Source organism: Buchnera aphidicola (Anoecia oenotherae) (assembly GCF_005080765.1).
GTDB classification, from domain to species: Bacteria; Pseudomonadota; Gammaproteobacteria; order Enterobacterales; family Enterobacteriaceae; genus Buchnera_E; species Buchnera_E aphidicola_AB.
Map to the genome: position 1 here is coordinate 400,999 of NZ_CP033012.1, position 18,932 is coordinate 419,930.

The 18,932-nt window shown below is 21.6% G+C and carries 15 protein-coding genes; 12 read left to right on the forward strand and 3 right to left on the reverse strand.

Annotated features, from left to right (window positions below):
• The first annotated feature begins 45 nt into the window (after positions 1 to 45).
• The gene (gene typA / locus D9V65_RS01670) at positions 46 to 1,869 is read left to right on the forward strand and encodes a translational GTPase TypA (protein WP_158341899.1); all 1,824 of its coding nucleotides are present in this window, start codon (positions 46 to 48) and stop codon (positions 1,867 to 1,869) included.
• A 229-nt stretch (positions 1,870 to 2,098) separates the two neighbouring features.
• On the opposite strand, the gene gmk is transcribed toward typA, so the two are convergent.
• Both gmk and ygfZ read right to left on the reverse strand, forming a co-directional pair.
• Positions 2,099 to 2,722 (reverse strand): guanylate kinase, encoded by a 624-nt coding sequence (gene gmk / locus D9V65_RS01675; protein WP_158341901.1) that lies wholly within the window; start codon positions 2,720 to 2,722, stop codon positions 2,099 to 2,101.
• A gap of 253 nt (positions 2,723 to 2,975) precedes the next feature.
• Positions 2,976 to 3,956 carry a tRNA-modifying protein YgfZ gene (ygfZ, locus tag D9V65_RS01680; RefSeq protein WP_158341903.1) on the reverse strand — a complete coding sequence of 327 codons (981 nt, stop codon included), beginning with the start codon at positions 3,954 to 3,956 and terminating at the stop codon, positions 2,976 to 2,978.
• Positions 3,957 to 4,275: 319 nt separating this feature from the next.
• Here ygfZ and prfB point away from each other — a divergent pair.
• From prfB to tusA, 11 genes are all read left to right on the forward strand, one after another.
• Positions 4,276 to 5,378, forward strand: a protein-coding gene (gene prfB / locus D9V65_RS01685) for a peptide chain release factor 2 (protein WP_158341905.1) whose coding sequence is annotated in 2 segments (ribosomal slippage) — positions 4,276 to 4,351 and positions 4,351 to 5,378 — 1,104 coding nt in all. Because the reading frame shifts where the segments join, the coding sequence is not laid out codon by codon here.
• Positions 5,379 to 5,388: 10 nt separating this feature from the next.
• Positions 5,389 to 6,906, forward strand: a complete 1,518-nt coding sequence (gene lysS, locus D9V65_RS01690) for a lysine--tRNA ligase (protein ID WP_158341907.1) — start codon at positions 5,389 to 5,391, stop codon at positions 6,904 to 6,906.
• Positions 6,907 to 7,203: 297 nt separating this feature from the next.
• Positions 7,204 to 8,451 carry a diaminopimelate decarboxylase gene (gene lysA / locus D9V65_RS01695; RefSeq protein ID WP_158341909.1) on the forward strand — a complete coding sequence of 416 codons (1,248 nt, stop codon included), beginning with the start codon at positions 7,204 to 7,206 and terminating at the stop codon, positions 8,449 to 8,451.
• Between the two features lie 110 nt (positions 8,452 to 8,561).
• Complete coding sequence (gene thyA / locus D9V65_RS01700; protein ID WP_158341910.1) at positions 8,562 to 9,356, forward strand: thymidylate synthase; 795 nt, start codon at positions 8,562 to 8,564, stop codon at positions 9,354 to 9,356.
• Positions 9,357 to 9,690: 334 nt separating this feature from the next.
• On the forward strand, positions 9,691 to 11,019 hold the full coding sequence (gene miaB / locus D9V65_RS01705; RefSeq protein WP_158341911.1) for a tRNA (N6-isopentenyl adenosine(37)-C2)-methylthiotransferase MiaB: 1,329 nt from the start codon (positions 9,691 to 9,693) through the stop codon (positions 11,017 to 11,019).
• Positions 11,020 to 11,065: 46 nt separating this feature from the next.
• Positions 11,066 to 11,509, forward strand: coding sequence for an rRNA maturation RNase YbeY (gene ybeY, locus D9V65_RS01710; RefSeq protein WP_158341912.1), 444 nt, complete (start codon positions 11,066 to 11,068; stop codon positions 11,507 to 11,509).
• A 131-nt stretch (positions 11,510 to 11,640) separates the two neighbouring features.
• Positions 11,641 to 12,459: an HlyC/CorC family transporter gene (locus D9V65_RS01715; protein WP_158341913.1), complete on the forward strand. Its 819-nt coding sequence runs from the start codon at positions 11,641 to 11,643 to the stop codon at positions 12,457 to 12,459.
• Positions 12,460 to 12,662: 203 nt separating this feature from the next.
• Entirely contained in the window at positions 12,663 to 15,254 is a 2,592-nt protein-coding gene (gene leuS, locus D9V65_RS01720; RefSeq protein ID WP_158341914.1) for a leucine--tRNA ligase, read from the forward strand.
• Positions 15,255 to 15,311: 57 nt separating this feature from the next.
• On the forward strand, positions 15,312 to 16,304 hold the full coding sequence (holA, locus tag D9V65_RS01725) for a DNA polymerase III subunit delta (RefSeq protein ID WP_158341916.1): 993 nt from the start codon (positions 15,312 to 15,314) through the stop codon (positions 16,302 to 16,304).
• Between the two features lie 12 nt (positions 16,305 to 16,316).
• On the forward strand, positions 16,317 to 16,964 hold the full coding sequence (nadD, locus tag D9V65_RS01730) for a nicotinate (nicotinamide) nucleotide adenylyltransferase (RefSeq protein WP_158341918.1): 648 nt from the start codon (positions 16,317 to 16,319) through the stop codon (positions 16,962 to 16,964).
• Positions 16,965 to 17,012: 48 nt separating this feature from the next.
• A complete protein-coding gene (gene tusA, locus D9V65_RS01735; protein ID WP_158341920.1) occupies positions 17,013 to 17,270 on the forward strand; it encodes a sulfurtransferase TusA in 258 nt (85 codons plus the stop codon).
• Positions 17,271 to 17,402: 132 nt separating this feature from the next.
• Here the strand turns inward: tusA and asd are convergent, their stop codons facing one another.
• Entirely contained in the window at positions 17,403 to 18,530 is a 1,128-nt protein-coding gene (asd, locus tag D9V65_RS01740) for an aspartate-semialdehyde dehydrogenase (RefSeq protein WP_158341922.1), read from the reverse strand.
• Positions 18,531 to 18,932 lie beyond the last annotated feature (402 nt).

Genomic DNA, 18,932 nt, shown 5'->3' on the forward strand with positions numbered 1-18,932 from the left:
TATTTAGTTTATAAAAAATTTAATTTTATATTATTTTGAGAAAATATGAATAAAAAACTAAGAAACGTTGCTATTATTGCTCATGTAGATCATGGAAAAACAACATTGTTAGATAAATTATTGCAACAATCTGGTGTATTTCAAGATCATGAAGAAACTACAGAAAGAGTTATGGATTCTAATGTATTAGAAAAAGAAAGAGGAATTACTATTCTTGCTAAAAATACTTCGATTATATGGAAAGAATATAGAATAAATATAATAGATACTCCTGGACATGCAGATTTTGGTGGTGAAGTAGAAAGAGTTCTATCTATGGTTGATTCAGTACTATTAGTTGTAGATGCTCTTGATGGTCCTATGCCACAAACAAGATTTGTTACTCAAAAAGCATTTAAACATAATATTAATCCTATAGTAGTAATAAATAAAATAGACAGAGAAAATTCGCGTCCTGATTGGGTATTAGATCAAATATTTGATTTGTTTGTAAGTTTAAAAGCTTCTGATAAACAATTAGATTTTCCAATTATTTACACTTCTGCTCTATTAGGTGTCGCTGGTACCGATTACTTAAATATGGAAAAAAATATGAACCCTTTATTTAAGGCAATTATAAAATATGTTCCGAAACCATCTATAAGTAATAATCCTTTTTTTCAAATGCAAATTTCACAATTAGGATATGACAATTACTTAGGAACAATCGGTATTGGAAAAATACAATCAGGAAGTGTAAAACCTAATCAGAAAGTAGTAGTCATTGATAATAATAATTGTACTAGAATAGGAAAAATTAATACAGTTCTTGGATATTTAGGTTTAAAAAGAAATGAGATAAAATTAGCAAAAGCAGGCGATATTATAGCTATTACTGGAATTGATAATTTGTTAATTTCTAATACAATATGTGATCCTGATAATATTCAAGCAATGCCGATTTTAAAAGTTGATGAACCTACTGTAAAAATGTTTTTTTGTGTAAACACTTCTCCTTTTTGCGGAAAAGAAGGGAAAAATGTTAATTCTCGTCAAATTATTGCCCGTTTAAGAAGAGAAATAAAGTATAATGTAGCTTTGCAAGTAGAAGAAACTATAGATGCTAATGTTTTCTGTGTTTCTGGAAGAGGAGAATTACATTTATCTATATTAATTGAAAATATGAGAAGAGAAGGGTTTGAATTAGAAGTATCTCGTCCAACTATAATATTTAAATTTATTAATAATGTTGAGCATGAACCATTTGAATCTCTCATTATAGATATTGAATCAAAATATCAAGGTATTATTATGAAAAATATAGGAGAAAAAAAAGGAGAATTAAAAAATATTTTTTCAGATGATACACACAGAGTTAGATTAGAATACATTATTTCTAGTAGATCTTTAATAGGTTTTAGAACTGAATTTATGAATATAACATGTGGTACAGGATTATTTTATTCCGCTTTTAGCCATTATGAAAAAATTCAGAAAAATAAAACAATACAAAGAAGAAATGGAGTTTTAATTTCTAATAAAACTGGAAAAGCTACAGCATTTGCTTTATTTAATTTACAAGAAAGAGGAAAATTGTTTTTAGAACATGGAGATGTAGTATATGAAGGGCAAATCGTAGGAATACATAATAGAACAAATGATTTAACAGTAAATTGTTTAACCGGTAAAAAACTCACTAATATGAGAGCATCTGGATCTGATGAAGCTATTGTTCTAACACCTCCTGTAAAATTAACTTTAGAACAATCGTTAGCTTTTATTAATGATGATGAATTAGTTGAAATAACTCCTATTTCTATTCGATTAAGAAAGAAAAATTTAACTGAAAGCAAAAGAAAACAAGCAATACGTAAAAATAAAATTTCATAAATAAAATAAATGTATTTCACTTTAAGTATATAATATATATATCTTATATATTTGTTACATACGATAGTTATCACCTAGATAGGATTATCTGAATAATTCTATCTAAATAATCTATATTAAAATCATAAGCAAACTAATAGAATAAAATTCTATTTTTATATCATATATTTATTAAAAAAAATAACTACAAAATTTTATACATAAATTTTAAAAAAATTAATGAGTTTAATTATTTTTTTAAAAGATTTTGAATTAAATCAACATTATGTTTTTTTTGATATTCTACAGATAAGCGTTGTGACAATATTATATATTTAATATTTAACAAAGATGTATTAAAATCATCATTAATTATAATATAATCATATTTATGAAATCGACTTATTTCAGTTTTTACCATTTTCATTCTTTTAGAAATAATGAAGTTACTATCTTGATTTCTTTTTTTTAATCTAGAAATTAATTCTTTTTTTGAAGGAGGTAATAAAAAAATGCTTTTAGAGTTAATAACTTTTTTCTTTATTTGTTGTGCTCCCTGCCAATCAATATCTAAAAAAACATCTTTTCCACTAATTAGTTTATTAATAATTGATGTATAAGATGTTCCATAATAATGATTAAAAACTTTTGCATATTCTATAAACTTATTTTTTTTTACCATGATTTTAAATTTTTTTATAGAAATAAAATAATAATCTTTCCCGTCTAATTCTCCAGGACGAATTGATCTAGTAGTATGAGATACAGATACTTCTACATTATTTATAATTTTTTTCTTTAAAAAAGCTCTGATTAAACTAGATTTACCTGTACCGCTAGGTGCAGAAATGATAAATAATGTTCCTTTTGTCATTATATAGAATACGCTGTATGTGCAATAATATTTACTAAATGAGAAAGTTTATCTAAATTTTTTTTATAAATAAAATAAATCTTAAAATTCTTTAATTTAGTGAATAAAAAATATTAATAATAAATTTAAAAATTATGTATATCATATAAATACATTTTATTTTATATACATTAATTTGAAATTTCAAAAATTAAAATCTAATACAATTTTTGTAAAAACGTTTTATATACAATAAATAACAAACATAAAATTTTTATAAAAAAATTTTATTAATTGATAATATATAAGATTTATTAATTTTTAATCTAAAAGACATAGATTGACAATAATTATTATTTAATACTGCTTGAATCCAAGTGAATTGATTTTTTATGTAAACGTAAGTTAATATAACTCCTGCAGTATACCACATTTCATTTTTTTTAACTTCTAAAATATTACCTATTTTTATATCTTTAATTATTTCTTTACTAATCATCCAAGATAAAACTCTTTTATTTTTTTTTTTAAATCTAGTAATAGAGATTATTTCTTGTCCTTTATAACATCCTTTATTATAATTAATTCCATTTAACGCACACATATTTAATGCTTGAGGAAGAAATTTACTAGTATTTTCTATCTCAATTATAGGATATCCTAACTTAATATCTATCGACAACCATTTTTCGTTATTTAATATTTTAAATTTGTTAATTAAAAAATTATTTTTTAATAATTTTAAATGTGAATAGTTACTAACTATTATTAAATAACGCAGTTTAAAAAAACTCATATTTACAATAATAAATTTATTTAAAACATATGTATGATTTTTATGGTTAAATTTTTGTTTAAAATATGTTTCTAACAAATTGTTAGAATTTTTACCTCTAATACCTATTAGATGTAATTTTATTTCATCAATAATTAATACTTTAGAAAAAACAGCATATTTTTTTAGTTCATCAATAACTATAATTTTTACACTAGAACGAAAAAATAAATAATATTTTTTTTTGCATTTAAAAATCACTAAGCTGGTTAATACTTTTCCTGATACATTGCATAAAGCACAAAATTGCATAGTATTTTTAGGTAAAGAAATAATATCAATCGTTAATTGATTTTGTAAGTACGGTGTTGCATCAATTCCTGAAACTGATATTATACTCCATTCTTTTAAAAAAAACATAGAAGGCTTTTTTTCTAAACGAGAAAAATTAATAGTTTTTATTGTTTTTTTTATAATCATTAATATTTCCTAAAATAATTGGATTTTTATTGATGTTTAATAAATAAAAATTTTATTTTTAAAATAAATTAATATTAATCTATTTTTAATTTTATTTCATATATTTTTAATTATGTTATTGCAATAAAAAAAGTTATTATATATATAAAAATATGTCTATAAAAAAAATTTTTCACTATATGAGAGTTCTTTTTAAAATTAATAACTATATTTATTAGTAATAATAAAAAATATTCATGTTTTTTTAAAAAAATTTATATTTATAATGTTACTTTTATTATTAAAAAAATTAAATTCATATTAAAGGACATAAACAACTATGTATTCAATTAATTTTGTAAAAAAGTTATTAAATTCTATTTATAAAAAAAAAAAAATTTATGTATTATATTTGAATATTGTAAAAAAAAAGAACGTCTTGCAGAAATAAATATAGAGTTACAATCTATTAAAATATGGAAGGAGATTAACATTTTAAAAAAACTGCTAAAAGAAAAATCTTTTTTAGAAGAATATTTATTTCCTATTAATAGGATACAGGAAAAAATAAATTATTTTAAAGAATTATTAATATTAGTAGAACAAGAAAAAAAAAAAGATGAAGAAGTACTAGGTGATATTGTTAAAGAAATTTATAATTTAAAATTTAAAATTAAAAATTTAGAATTTTTAAAAATGTTTTCAAAAAAATATGATTTTTTAAATTGCTATATAGATGTACAACCTGGTTCTGGAGGAGAAGAATCTCAAGATTGGGCTAATATGTTATTAAAAATGTACCTTAAATGGATATATAGTAAAAAGTTCAAAATTAATATCTTAGAAAAAACGTTAGGAGAAAATAATGGAATAAAATCAGCAACTATTAAAGTTAGTGGAAATTATGCTTTTGGATGGCTTAGAACAGAAGCAGGAATTCATAGACTTGTTAGAAAAAACCCTTTTGATACTAATAATAAACGACATACTTCTTTTTGTTCTATATTTATTTATCCTGAGATCAATAAAGATTTTAATACGGAAATTAATCAAAATGATTTACGTATAGATGTTTATAAATCATCTGGAGCAGGAGGTCAACATGTTAATAAAACAGAATCTGCTGTTCGAATTACACATATACCCACAGGAATAGTAGCACAGTGTCAAAATGATCGTTCTCAGCATAAAAATAAAGAACAAGCTATGAAACAATTAATATCTAAAATTAATCATTTATCTTTAAAAAAAGAACAATTAAAAAAGAAAAAAATAGAAGATTCTAAACCAAATATTACTTGGGGAAATCACATTCGATCTTATGTATTAGATGATTCTAGAATAAAAGATATAAGAACAAATATAGAATCTAGAAATATTCAAAAAGTATTACATGGTCATTTAGATAAATTTATAAAAGCTAGTTTAAAACTAGGATTTTAGGACATAGAATATGAATAAAAATTTAATATATAGTGAGTTAAGACAACAATCTACAGAAAAAAAAACCAGATATGAAAAACTAGGTTTTATGAAAAAAAATGGATTTAATTTTCCAAATTCTTTTAAAAGATCCCATACTGCTGATTCACTTCATAAAAAATATAAAACTTATACACGAGATATGCTTAAAAAAAATATAGTTAAAGTTAGTATAGCAGGAAGAGTTATGCAAAAAAGAATTATGGGAAAAAGTTCGTTTTTAACACTAAAAGACGTAAATACTTTAATTCAAATTTATTATAAAGAAAATTGTATAGAGAATAATATATATTTATCATCTAACAATATTCTAGACATAGGAGATATTTTAGGGATCACAGGATATCTATTTAGAACTAAAACTAAAGAATTGTCTGTATATTGTAAAAATATAGTTTTATTAACGAAATCTATTAACTCGTTTCCAGATAAATTTCACGGTTTATTAAATAAAGAATTATGTTATAGAAAAAGATATTTAGATTTAATAATGAATAAAAAAACGTTTTTTAGGTTTCAACAAAGATCTTATATCTTATCTAAGATTCGACGTTTTATGGAAAAAAACAAATTTTTAGAAGTAGAAACACCTATAATGCAAAATATTCCAGGAGGAGCTAATGCTCGTCCGTTTATAACGCACCATAATAGTTTAGACATAGACATTTACTTACGAATAGCTCCAGAATTATATTTAAAGCGGTTAATTATAGGTGGATTTGATAAGATTTTTGAAATAAATAAGAGTTTTAGGAATGAAGGTGTATCTATTCGACATAATCCAGAATTTACTATGATGGAAGCATATATGGCTTATTGTAACTACAAAGATGCTATGGGGTTTATAGAAAATTTATTTTTATATTTATGTACTATTATTACAGGAAAGTATGTAATTGAATTTGATAAATATGTAATAAATTTTAAAAATAAATTTAAAGTCATGTCTATGAAAGAATCTATTTTATTATTTAATTCTAACATTAAATCTTCAGATTTAAATGATTATAAAAAATTACAAAATATTTCTCTTTCTTTAGGAATAAAAAAAGATAAAAAATGGGGAATTGGAAAAATATTAAATGAAATTTTTGAAAAAACAGTAGAAAAAAAATTAATCGAACCTACATTTATTATTGATTATCCAACAGAAGTTTCACCATTAGCTAAAAATAAAAAAAATAGTATAGAATATACAGAACGATTTGAATTATTTATAGGAGGATATGAAATAGGAAATGGTTTCTCTGAATTAAATGATTCTGAAGAACAAAAAACCAGATTTTTACAACAAAAAAACTATTATAAAAATGCGAAACAAGAAAATTTTTTTTATGACAATTCATATATTAACGCTTTAGAATACGGATTACCTCCAACTGCAGGATTAGGAATTGGTATTGACCGTTTAGTAATGTTATTTACTAATCAAAAAAATATACGAGATGTCATTTTATTTCCAGTTCTTCGTCCTAAAAATATTAAATAATTTATTACTATATACTTTGTATATTAACTTAAACAATATTTAATTTTAGTATATTTTTACATGAATTTTAAATTTAACTCTTTTTTAAAAAAATAAATACAACTAATAATTGTCTGAAATTATTACAATAATAATCATAAAAAATGATATATTATATATGTTAATTCTAAAATTATATTTTATAAAATTATTTAAAATATTTTAGTAATAAAATTTTAAGTTTTAACTAAACTATATATAATAATTTATTAATAATAAAATATGTATATTTAATATTAGCATTTTAAGAGAAAAAATATGCCTTGTTCTGTTTTTACTACTAAAAGTGAACTAAATAAAAAAAATATTTTAAATTCTGTTTCTTTATATAAAACACCATTATGGATATATGATGCAAATATTATAAAAAATCAAGTAAAAAAACTAAATAAATTTAATGTTATTAGATATGCACAAAAAGCATGTTCTAACATTCATATATTACGTTTGTTGAAAAAATATGGAGTAAAAATAGATGCTGTCTCCTACGGAGAAATTGAACGAGCTTTAATATCTGGTTTTAATTCTAAAAATGACGAAATTGTTTATACAGCTGATTCCTTCGATGAAAATTCTTTAAATAAAGTTGTATCAGATAATATTACAGTCAATATTGGATCTATAGATATGTTGCATCAACTAGGTAATATTTCTCCTAATCATAGGATATGGATTCGAGTAAATCCAAAATTTGGATATGGACATCATAAAAAAACAAATACAGGAGGAGAAAACAGTAAACATGGAATATGGGATTTACAATCAGCTATTAAAGTAGTTAAAGTTTATAACTTTAAATTAGTAGGAATTCATATGCATATAGGATCTGGAGTAAATTATAAAAATTTAAAAAAAGTGTGTGAATCTATGCTGTCATGTGTTACTAGTTTAAATTATGACATATCATCCATATCAGCTGGAGGAGGTATCCCTATTTCATATAAATTAAACCAATCTTGTATTAATATTGATGAATATTTTACAGTATGGAATACTGTACAGAAAAAACTAACCAAGTTTTTCAATCATCCTATAACATTAGAAATAGAACCTGGACGTTTTTTAGTAGCAGAATCCTGCATTCTTGTAGCAAAAGTAAATGCTGTAAAAAGGATAAAAGATGTATATTTTGTAATTACAGATGCTGGATTTAATGATCTTGTTAGACCGGTGATGTATGGCAGTTATCATCATATATCTGTTATTTCTAATAGTTGCAAATTAATTAATAAGAAATTAAAGAGAAAAACAGTAATAGCAGGACCTATTTGTGAATCAGGAGACATATTTACTCAATCTAATGATGGAGAAGTTAAACCAAGATTATTACCCTTAATAGAAATTGGAGATATTATTATATTTCATGATACAGGTGCTTACGGATCTTCTATGTCTTCAAATTATAATAGTAGGCCTCTAATTCCTGAAATATTATTTAATTCAGGAAAATGTCAAATTATTAGAAGACGACAAACTATCTCTGAAATGATTTCATTAGAACTTTAATTTAATTTTTTCAATTTTTTTTAACTTATATTTAATATTTATGTCTAAACATAGATAAAATATATTAATATGTAATTATTGTAAAAAAATAAATTTCAATAAGTAATTTTATGCAAAAGTATTTAACATTATTAAAAACTATTATTAATAAAGGAACTATAAAAAAAAATAGAACAAGTATTGATTCTAAATCTATTTTTGGTTATAGAATGAAATTAAATCTTAATGATGGATTTCCATTATTAACAACTAAAAAGTGTAGCATTAAATCTATAATTTATGAATTATTATGGTTTTTGAGAGGAGATACAAATACAAAATATTTAAAAGAAAATAACGTATCTATTTGGAATAATTGGGAAGACATCAATGGAAACTTAGGACCTATTTATGGAAAACAATGGAGGAAATGGAAAACATACGATGGAAAATATATTGATCAAATTAATGAAGTAATTCATTTAATTATGACTGATCCCAATTCTAGAAGAATGGTAGTATCTGCATGGAATGTTGCTGAAATAAAAAATATGTCATTACCTCCATGTCATCTGCTATTTCAATTTTATGTTGATGGACAATTTCTTAGTTGTCAATTGTATCAACGTTCTTGCGATGTTTTTTTAGGATTACCATTTAATTTAGCTAGTTATTCTTTACTAATGCATATGATTGCACAACAATGCAATTTAAGAGTTGGAAATTTTTTATGGATTGGAGGAGATGTACACTTATATGTTAATCATATTAATTTAGCTAAAATTCAATTGAGTAGAAAACCTACAACTCTTCCTAATATTGTATTTAATAGAAAACCATGTTCTATATCTGATTACCAATTTAATGATTTTAAAATAATTAACTATTATCCTCATCCTGTAATAAAAGCAGAAATTGCTATATAATAAAATTCAATATTAAATGTTATTAATTTTCAATAAATTTTTATATGTATAAAAAATTTATTTTTTATAAATTTATTACAAAACATAGTCAATATAATAAAATCATTTACTAATTTTTTATAGCATCAATATTTTTTATAATAAAAATGTATTATATTCAATAAATATATAAAAAATAAAAAATTATTTTTCTTAACAAAACTAAAATAACAATAAACTTATTATATATAAATAAATTAACTTTAACAGAAATAATAGTCTTGAAAAATTTTAGTTTTTAATAAAAATTATTTATTAAATAAAACTAATGAAATAGCAATTTTAAAATAAAAAAATGAAAAAAGTATATATTAAAACATGGGGTTGTCAAATGAATGAATACGATTCTACTTTAATTAAAAGTTTTTTAGAAAAAAAAGAATCTTATTTATTAATTGATAATGCAAAAAAAGCTGATATTTTAATTTTGAATACTTGTTCTATAAGAGAAAAAGCTCAAGAAAAATTATTTCATCAATTAGGAAGATGGAGAAAATTAAAAAAGGATAACCCAAATATAATCATAGCGGTTGGAGGTTGTGTTGCTACTCAAGAAGGAATAAAAATTTTTAATCGAGCTAATTATATTAATATAATCTTTGGAACTCAAACCTTACATCGATTACCTAATATGATTAAATCTGCAATTGTTTCAAAAAAATTAATAGTAGATGTTATAAATTATAAATCTATAGAAAAATTTGACAATATACAATATACAGTCACATCTATTTCAAGAATTTCTTCTTTAGTAGCTATTATGGAAGGATGTAACAAATATTGTTCTTTTTGTATTGTACCGTATACAAGAGGAAGAGAAGTTAGTAGACCTGTCATTGACATAATTAATGAAATTAAACAATTAACAAAACTAGGAACTAGAGAAGTTATTTTATTAGGACAAAATGTAAATTCTTATTTTGGAGAATATATTAACGGAAAAAAATGTGATTTTTCTAAATTATTATATTATATTTCAGAGATTAATGAAATTTACAGAATTCGATTTATTACTAGTCATCCTCTTCATTTTACAAATAATTTAATTCATGCATATTCAAAAATACCTCAACTAATTGATTCACTTCATCTTCCTGTTCAAAGTGGATCAGATAGAATTTTGAAACTTATGAGGAGACGATATTCTACCGTCCAATATAAAATAATAATAGAAAAATTGAAATCCATTCGACCAAAAATGCATATTTCTTCTGATTTTATAATTGGTTTTCCAGGAGAAACAGAAATAGATTTTAAAAAAACTATGGCATTAGTAAAAGATGTATATTTTGATATGAGTTTTAGTTTTTTATATTCGCCACGTCCTGGAACCCCTGCTTCTATTTTAAAACAAAATACAAGTATTGAAGAAAGAAAGAAAAGACTTTTTATGTTACAAAACAAAATTATCATTCAATCAAAAAAATTAAGTTTAAATATGTTAAACACAACTCAATCTGTTCTTGTTGATGGTATTGCAAAAAATGACATTATGAAATTATCAGGAAAAACAATGAATAATAGAACTGTTTATTTTGAAGGAAGACATTCTTGTATAGGGAAAATAGTAAAGATAAATATTACTAATGTAAGTAGACATACTTTGATTGGAAGAGTAATTTAAACAATTGTATTAATATTTTTTATATAATAGAATTATACATTAAATTATGAATAAATACAGTGTAAAATTAGATTTATTTAAAAATAAAGATTCAAGAATACCATCTAAAAAACATTTTAAAAATTTAGTTCAAATTATTTCTAATATTCAAAAAAAATCTATATTTGTTTCTATAAAATGTGTTAAAAAAATTGAGATGATTCGTTTAAACAAATTATATAGAAATATTAATAAAGAAACTAATATTCTTGCTTTTCCATTTAAAGGACCAATTGTTAATCAAGAATTAAAAAATTTTGTTGGAGATTTAGCTATATGTTATGAAACAGTCATTCAAGAAGCAATACAAGGAAATAAGTCTATACTTTATCATTTCTCACACATTATAATTCATGGGATATTACATTTAATTGGATTCGATCATTTAAATAATAGTTCAGCAAAAAAAATGGAATCTTTAGAACGAAAAATATTATTAATTTTGGATTAAATTTTTTTAGATTTTTATTTTTTTAAGATCTCATATATATAGTTTTTTTAAATAAAAAAATACATTTATAAAAAAATTTTATATTAATGAATTATTTAATAATTTAAACATAAAATCATGAGCAATAATCAATCAAAAAAAAAAATTTTTTTTCTCTGTTATTTCATCGATTATTTAATGATGAACCGAAAAATAGAAAAGAATTATTATCTTTAATAAAAGAATCTGAACAGAATTCTTTAATAGATCACACTACATGTAAAATGATAGAAAGAGTTATAGATATCACTAAACGCCGTGTGAAAGAAATAATGATACCTAAACCAAATATTATAACTTTAGAATTAACATTTACTCTTGAAAAATGTTTAAATATTATCATTAAATCAGCACATTCTAGATTTCCAGTTATAAGTGCAGATAAAAATTATGTAGAAGGATTTTTAATAGCAAAAGATTTGTTATCTTATATGAAAAATCCTAAAAAAAAATTTTTCGTTAAAGATGTATTGCGTCCTGCTATTATAGTACCTGAAAGTAAATATGTTGATGATATGCTTAAAGAATTTAAAGCTAAAAGATTTCATATAGCAATAGTAATAGATGAGTTCGGAGTAGTATCTGGATTAGTAACTATTGAAGATATTTTAGAATTAATTGTTGGTGATATATATGATGAATTTGATACAAACGAAGAGGAAAATGTTTTTAAAATCAATGAAAAGAACTTTATTGTAAAAGGATTCACTTCTATTAAAGAATTTAATGAAAAATTTAATACTAATTTTAAAAGTTATAACGTAGATACTATAGGAGGATTTTTAACAAAAAAAATAGAAAGACTACCTATAGAAGGAGAAATAATATCTATAGAAAATTTAAAATTTGAAATATCAATATTGAATAATAGACATATTGTTCAAATGAAAGTATCCATTTTAAATATATAAAATAAATATGTAATATATAAATATTTATTTCTATACACAGTTATTATTTCTTAAAGATAGTTTAAAAAAAAATTTTTTAAATTGTCAAATATCAACATATTTTTAACTAAAATTATTTGAATAATAATTCAATATTAATATGTATCTATAATATATATATATATTTATGTTTTATTTAAAATTAATTATTGTAAATAATAAAAATGAAAACAGAATACATACCACAAAAAATTGAATCGATTGTACAAAAATATTGGAAAAAAAATGATATTTTCAAATCGATTAAAAATGAAAAAAAAGAAAAATTTTATTGTCTTTCAATGTTGCCATATCCATCTGGAAATTTACATATTGGACATGTAAGAAATTATACAATAAGTGACGTAATAGCTCGTTATCAAAGAATGTTAGGAAAAAATGTATTACATCCAATCGGATGGGATGCTTTTGGTTTACCAGCTGAAGAAGCAGCTATAAAAAATAATATAATTCCAGAATTATGGATTAAGAAAAATATAAAAAATATGAGAAAACAACTCCAATTAATTGGATTTAGTTATGATTGGAGCAGAGAAATTAATACATCTAATGTGGAATTTTATCGTTGGGAACAATGGTTTTTTTTAAAATTATATAAAAAAAATTTAGTGTATAAAAAAAAATCTTTAGTACATTGGTGTCAGTTTCATAATACAGTATTAGCTAATGAACAAGTACAAGATGGATTATGCTGGAGATGTAATCAAAAAGTAACTGTAAAAAAAGTTTATCAATGGTTTTTAAAAATTAGTGATTACTCCAACAGGTTATTAACTGATTTAAAAAAATTATCTAAATGGCCTAAAGAAGTAGTAGATATGCAAAAAAATTGGATAGGAAAAGAACAAGGAAAAGAAATAAAATTATCTATTCTTAATAGTGATAAAACTTTATTTATATTTACTACTAAATTAAAAACATTAATAGATGTAACATATATTGCTATTTCTCCTTTTCATAATCTTATAAATAGTTTTTTAAAATTTAACAAAAAAGATGATTTATTGATCACTAAGTACAAATCTGTGCATTTTAACGAAAGAAGTAAAAGTTTAATAGGAATCAACACTAAAAATTATGTTATTCATCCTATAACAGAAGAAAAAATACCACTATGGATAGGTATGTATGTTGATAAAGATTATAGAACAGGAGTTGTTGCAGGATCTCCAAGAAATAACAAAAAAGACTTTCAATTTTGCTTGCAGAACAAAATTCCTACTATATCTTCTTTATTTCAAATAAATAAAAAAAAATTTATTTTACGTCAATTAAGAAATTTAGGAAAAAAATCATGTATTAATTTATTAAATAACATTCATAAATTTAACTATTTTAAGTTAGAAACTGAAATATTTAATGTTTTAAATGAAAAAAAAATCATAAAAAATAAAACATTTTTTAAATTAAAAGATTGGAGTATTTCTAGACAACGTTATTGGGGAACTCCTATTCCTATAGTGACGACTAAAGAAGGAAAAATATTACCTATTTTAGAAAAGGAACTTCCAGTAGTTTTACCTATAGTAAAAGATTTAAAAAATATCCATAATTCTATGAAATGCAATAAAAAATGGTTTAATGTTATTATTAACAATAAAAAAGCTACTAGAGAAACTGATACCTTTGATACTTTTATGGAATCTTCATGGTATCATATTAGATATACGTCACCTAATTTTAAATATGGAATGGTAGATATACAAGAATCCAATTATTGGCTTCCTATAGATCAGTATATTGGAGGAATAGAACATGCTACTATGCATTTAATCTATTTAAGGTTCTACCATAAGTTATTATATGATCATGGATTAGTTTCTTCATCTGAACCAGTAAAAAAACTTTTATGCCAAGGAATGGTATTAGGCGATGCTTTTTATTTTTTTGATAATAAAAAACAAAAACACTGGATATCTCCTTCTTTAATTAATTGTATTAAGGATAAAAAAGGAAAAATTATTCAAGCTAATATTGCTAGTAATAATCAACCAGTTATTCATGCAGGTATGATAAAAATGTCTAAATCAAAAAATAACGGAATAGAACCTAAACAATTAGTATTAAAATATGGAGCTGATACCGTACGTTTATTTATCATGTTTGCCGCGCCAGCAACTATGGCGTTAGAATGGAATGAACATAATTTAATAGGTATTCATAGGTTTATAAAAAGGATATGGAATTTATATTATTGCTTAATAAATAGTAAAGAAGAGAATTTAGAAATTCTTGATCCGCTATTATTTGATAACAAACGAAAAATACTATATAGTATTTTACATCAAACTATTAAAAAAGTGTCTGATGATATTGAAATACGGCAAACGTTTAATACAGCTATATCTTCTATTATGTCTTTAGTAAATTATGTATCAAAATTTGAAATATTAGACAAACAAGATAAAGCAATTTACAGAGAATGTTTATTAATTATATTAAAATTACTTTATCCATTTATCCCTCATGTATGTTTTTATATATGGAAAAAAATAACTAAAAAAAATTCTTTAGATAAAGAGAATTGGCCTGTTTTTAAAGAAAAATTTGTTATTTCTAATACTAATGTTGTTATTCAAGTAAATGGAAAAAAAAAATATTTGATTCAAGTTAAAAAAAATTTAACAAAAAGTAAAATACTAGAGTATGTAAATACAAATCTTTTAATTAAAAATTATCTAAAATCAATAAAAATAAAAAACGTTATATATGTTCCTAATAAAGTGCTTAATTTTGTTATTGAAACAACTAAATAAATACATTATAGTTAAACATTAAAAATTAATATTAAATTTATATGTAGACAATTTTAAATGTTAAAAATTACTCCTGAAAAAGTTTCTTTAAATTTAAAAAAGAATAATTATGTATGTTATGTATTATATGGAATAGAAGTTTTTTATTTAGAAGAAACTAAAAAAAAAATATTAAATAAAGCAAAAAAAAAAGGTTTTTGTTTATTAAAAATATTTTATCTCAAAAAAGAAAAAGATATATTAAAATTTTTAAAAATAAAAACTCAAAATAATCTTTTTTTTTCAAAAAAAATTATTATTTTATATATACAATATAATATACAAAAAACTATTTTTAATTATTTATTAAAAAAAATATTTAATAAATTAGATAAAAACTTATTATTAATAATTTATTATTTTCAATCTAAATTTCATTATCTAAACAATTCTCAAAATTTTCCATGTTTATTTATAGAATGCACTATTCCAAATAATAATCAACTTTTAATATGGTTAAGAAAAAAAATATTAGATATAGATTTAAACATAGATCCTGTTGCAATAACAATGTTATGTCAATACTACGAAAAAAATATTTTAGGTTTATCAAATGCAATAACAATTCTATTTTTAGTTTTTAAAAAAAAAAAAGTCACCTATAAAAAAGTTTTAAAAATAATTTCAGATTCTTCAAAATTTTTAGTGTACGATTGGTTATTTTCTTTATTTAATCAAGAATTAGATAAATCTATTCGAATATTAAATCATTTGGTATTGAAAAAAAATCAAATTTTATTATTAATAAAATTATTACAAAAAGATATATCTCAACTGATTTATTTAAAAAAAACTTCTACTTTTTATCAACAAAAAAAATTTTTATCTTTTTTTGAAAAATTAAAAAATAATTTTTTAAAAAAAAAATCAATATTTTTTTCTTTAGAAAAATTACATAAAATATTACAATATCTAATTAGTATAGAAATAATTTATAAAAAATCTTATGAATATATTGTTATTGATAAATTAAAAAAAATAATAATACTAATTTGTTGTAAAAAGCAATAATAACAAATAATTATGAAAAAAATAATAAGCATTTTAGGTGGTACGTTTAACCCCATACACAACGGGCACTTGTTGTCTGCAAAACGTTTACTAAAAGAAATACATTTACAAAATATATTTTTATTACCAAATAATATTCCACCTCATAAACTAACACTCGATATACAAAATAAACATAGATTAATAATGATAAAATTAGCTATATGTAGTTTTTCCAAATTAAAAATGAATTTACTTGAAATAAAAAATAAAAACATATCCTATACGTTTGAAACATTAGTTAAAATAAGACAAAAAATTGGAACATCTATATCTTTAATTTTTATAATTGGTGAAGATAATTTATATGAGATTAATAGATGGGAAAATTGGAAAAAATTTTTAAATTTTTGTCATATTGTTGTTATTCCAAGAAAAACAAAATTAGTCAGAAAAATTCACGATTCTGTTTTGTACTGGATTAATACATATACAATAGATGACATTTCCATTTTTCATTACTATAGTTCAGGTTTTATTTTCTTTTCTAATATAAAACAAGAAAACATTTCATCTTCAAAAATACGACGTTATATAAAAATCAAGAAAGAATATAAACAATTTGTACCTATTAAAGTATATCACTATATAAAAAAAAATAATCTATATCTTGAATTATAATAACAATATTAAATATAAAATATACTAAATTAACAATGGATTTATAAAATGAAAAAAATTTTTGAAAAAAAAAGAAATATTTTAGATCTACGTGGATTATATTGTCCAGATGTTGTGTCTTCGCTGAGAAAAACTATGAGAAATATTAAAAATGGAGATATAATTTTAGTTATTTCTGATGATATTTCTATAAAACAAGATATACAATATTTTTGTAACTTTATGGGACATAATATTCTAGATTATCATGATAAATATATACCTTTTCGTTATTTACTAAAAAGAGGGAGTTCTACAATAACATAGTATTATATTTATATTATTTCAATAAATACTATGTTAATCTTTAAATTAATTTAAATGTTATAAATAAGCTAATATAAAAATATTTATATTTAATTAGTTAAAAATATATATATATTTTTTTTATATATTATGTTATTTCACAAGAATACATAGTATTCTTCTTAAGGGTTCAGCTGCACCCCATAATAATTGATCTCCTACAGTAAAAGCAGATAAATATTTTTTTCCTATATTTAATTTTCTAATTCTTCCAATTGGAGTAAATAAGGTTCCACTAACATATGCCGGATTTAAATATTTTAAACTTGATTCTGCAGTATTTGGAATAATTGATACCCATTTATTATGGTTTCTTAGTATAGTTTCAACTTCTATTATTGAAATATCTTGTTTTAATTTTATTACAAAGGATTGACTATGACATCTCAATGTTGCAATTCTTACACAATTTCCATCAATTAAAATTTTTTTATTCGAAGAAATGATTTTGTTAGTTTCTGCTTGTATTTTCCATTCTTCTCGAGTTTGTCCTATATTATGAATAGAATCAATCCAAGGAATTAAATTTCCTAATAATGGAATTTTGAAATATTTCTTAGGAAAATTTTTTGATTTATATAAATTAGTAATTTTTTTTTCAATATTTAGTATAGACATGCTTTCATTTTCTAAATCGCTATCTATATTTTTAGAAATAAAGTTCATCTGATTTAATAATTCCAGCATATGTTTAGCACCTGCTCCTGAAGCGGCTTGATAAGTTGATACAGAAATCCACTCAATTAAATTAGCGGAAAATAAACCTCCTAATGACATTAACATTAAACTAACAGTACAATTGGCTCCTACAAACGTTTTTATTCCTGAATCTATAGATTTATTTATTTCTTTTAAATTTATAGGATCTAAAACAATACAAGATTCTTGTATCATTCTTAGTTCAGATGCCGCATCTATCCAATAACCTTTCCAACCTATTGATCTAAGCTTATAGTACATAAGATTGGTATATTCAGTACCATAACATGTTATTATAATATCTAAACTATATAAAAGATCTATATCATAAGCGTTCTGTAATAACTTTGTATGATTACAATCTTTAATAATGGGTGATTTTTCTCCAATTTGAGACGTTGTGAAGAAAATAGCATTAATTTTTTTGAAATCTTTTTTTTCTATCATTCTTTGTAATAATACTGATCCTACCATTCCTCTCCATCCAACAAATCCAACTGTTTTTTTTCTATTTTTATTCATAATAATAAACTCTCAATTATTAAATTTAACAATACATCTACTACTAGTTTATAAATAAATAAACATATAATTTTTTTTTTTAAATATTTTATAATCAATATTTATTATCAATAAATAAACTTATATACTAATACTAAACTTATCGGTATAAAATCATTTATATTTAATAATTACACATAATAAACAATTATTTTTATTTTTATTAAATTGAGTAAGTTTAATATGAATATCTTGAATCTATTTAACAAAAAAATATAACATTTAAATTTATAAAATATTTATTTTAAATAATCAATCAAAATATATTCATAGAAAAATAGTTATATATAACTATTTTAAATTTTTTTTTTCTATATTTAATATACATAATAATAATAAAAACGTATTTATATATAACTAATA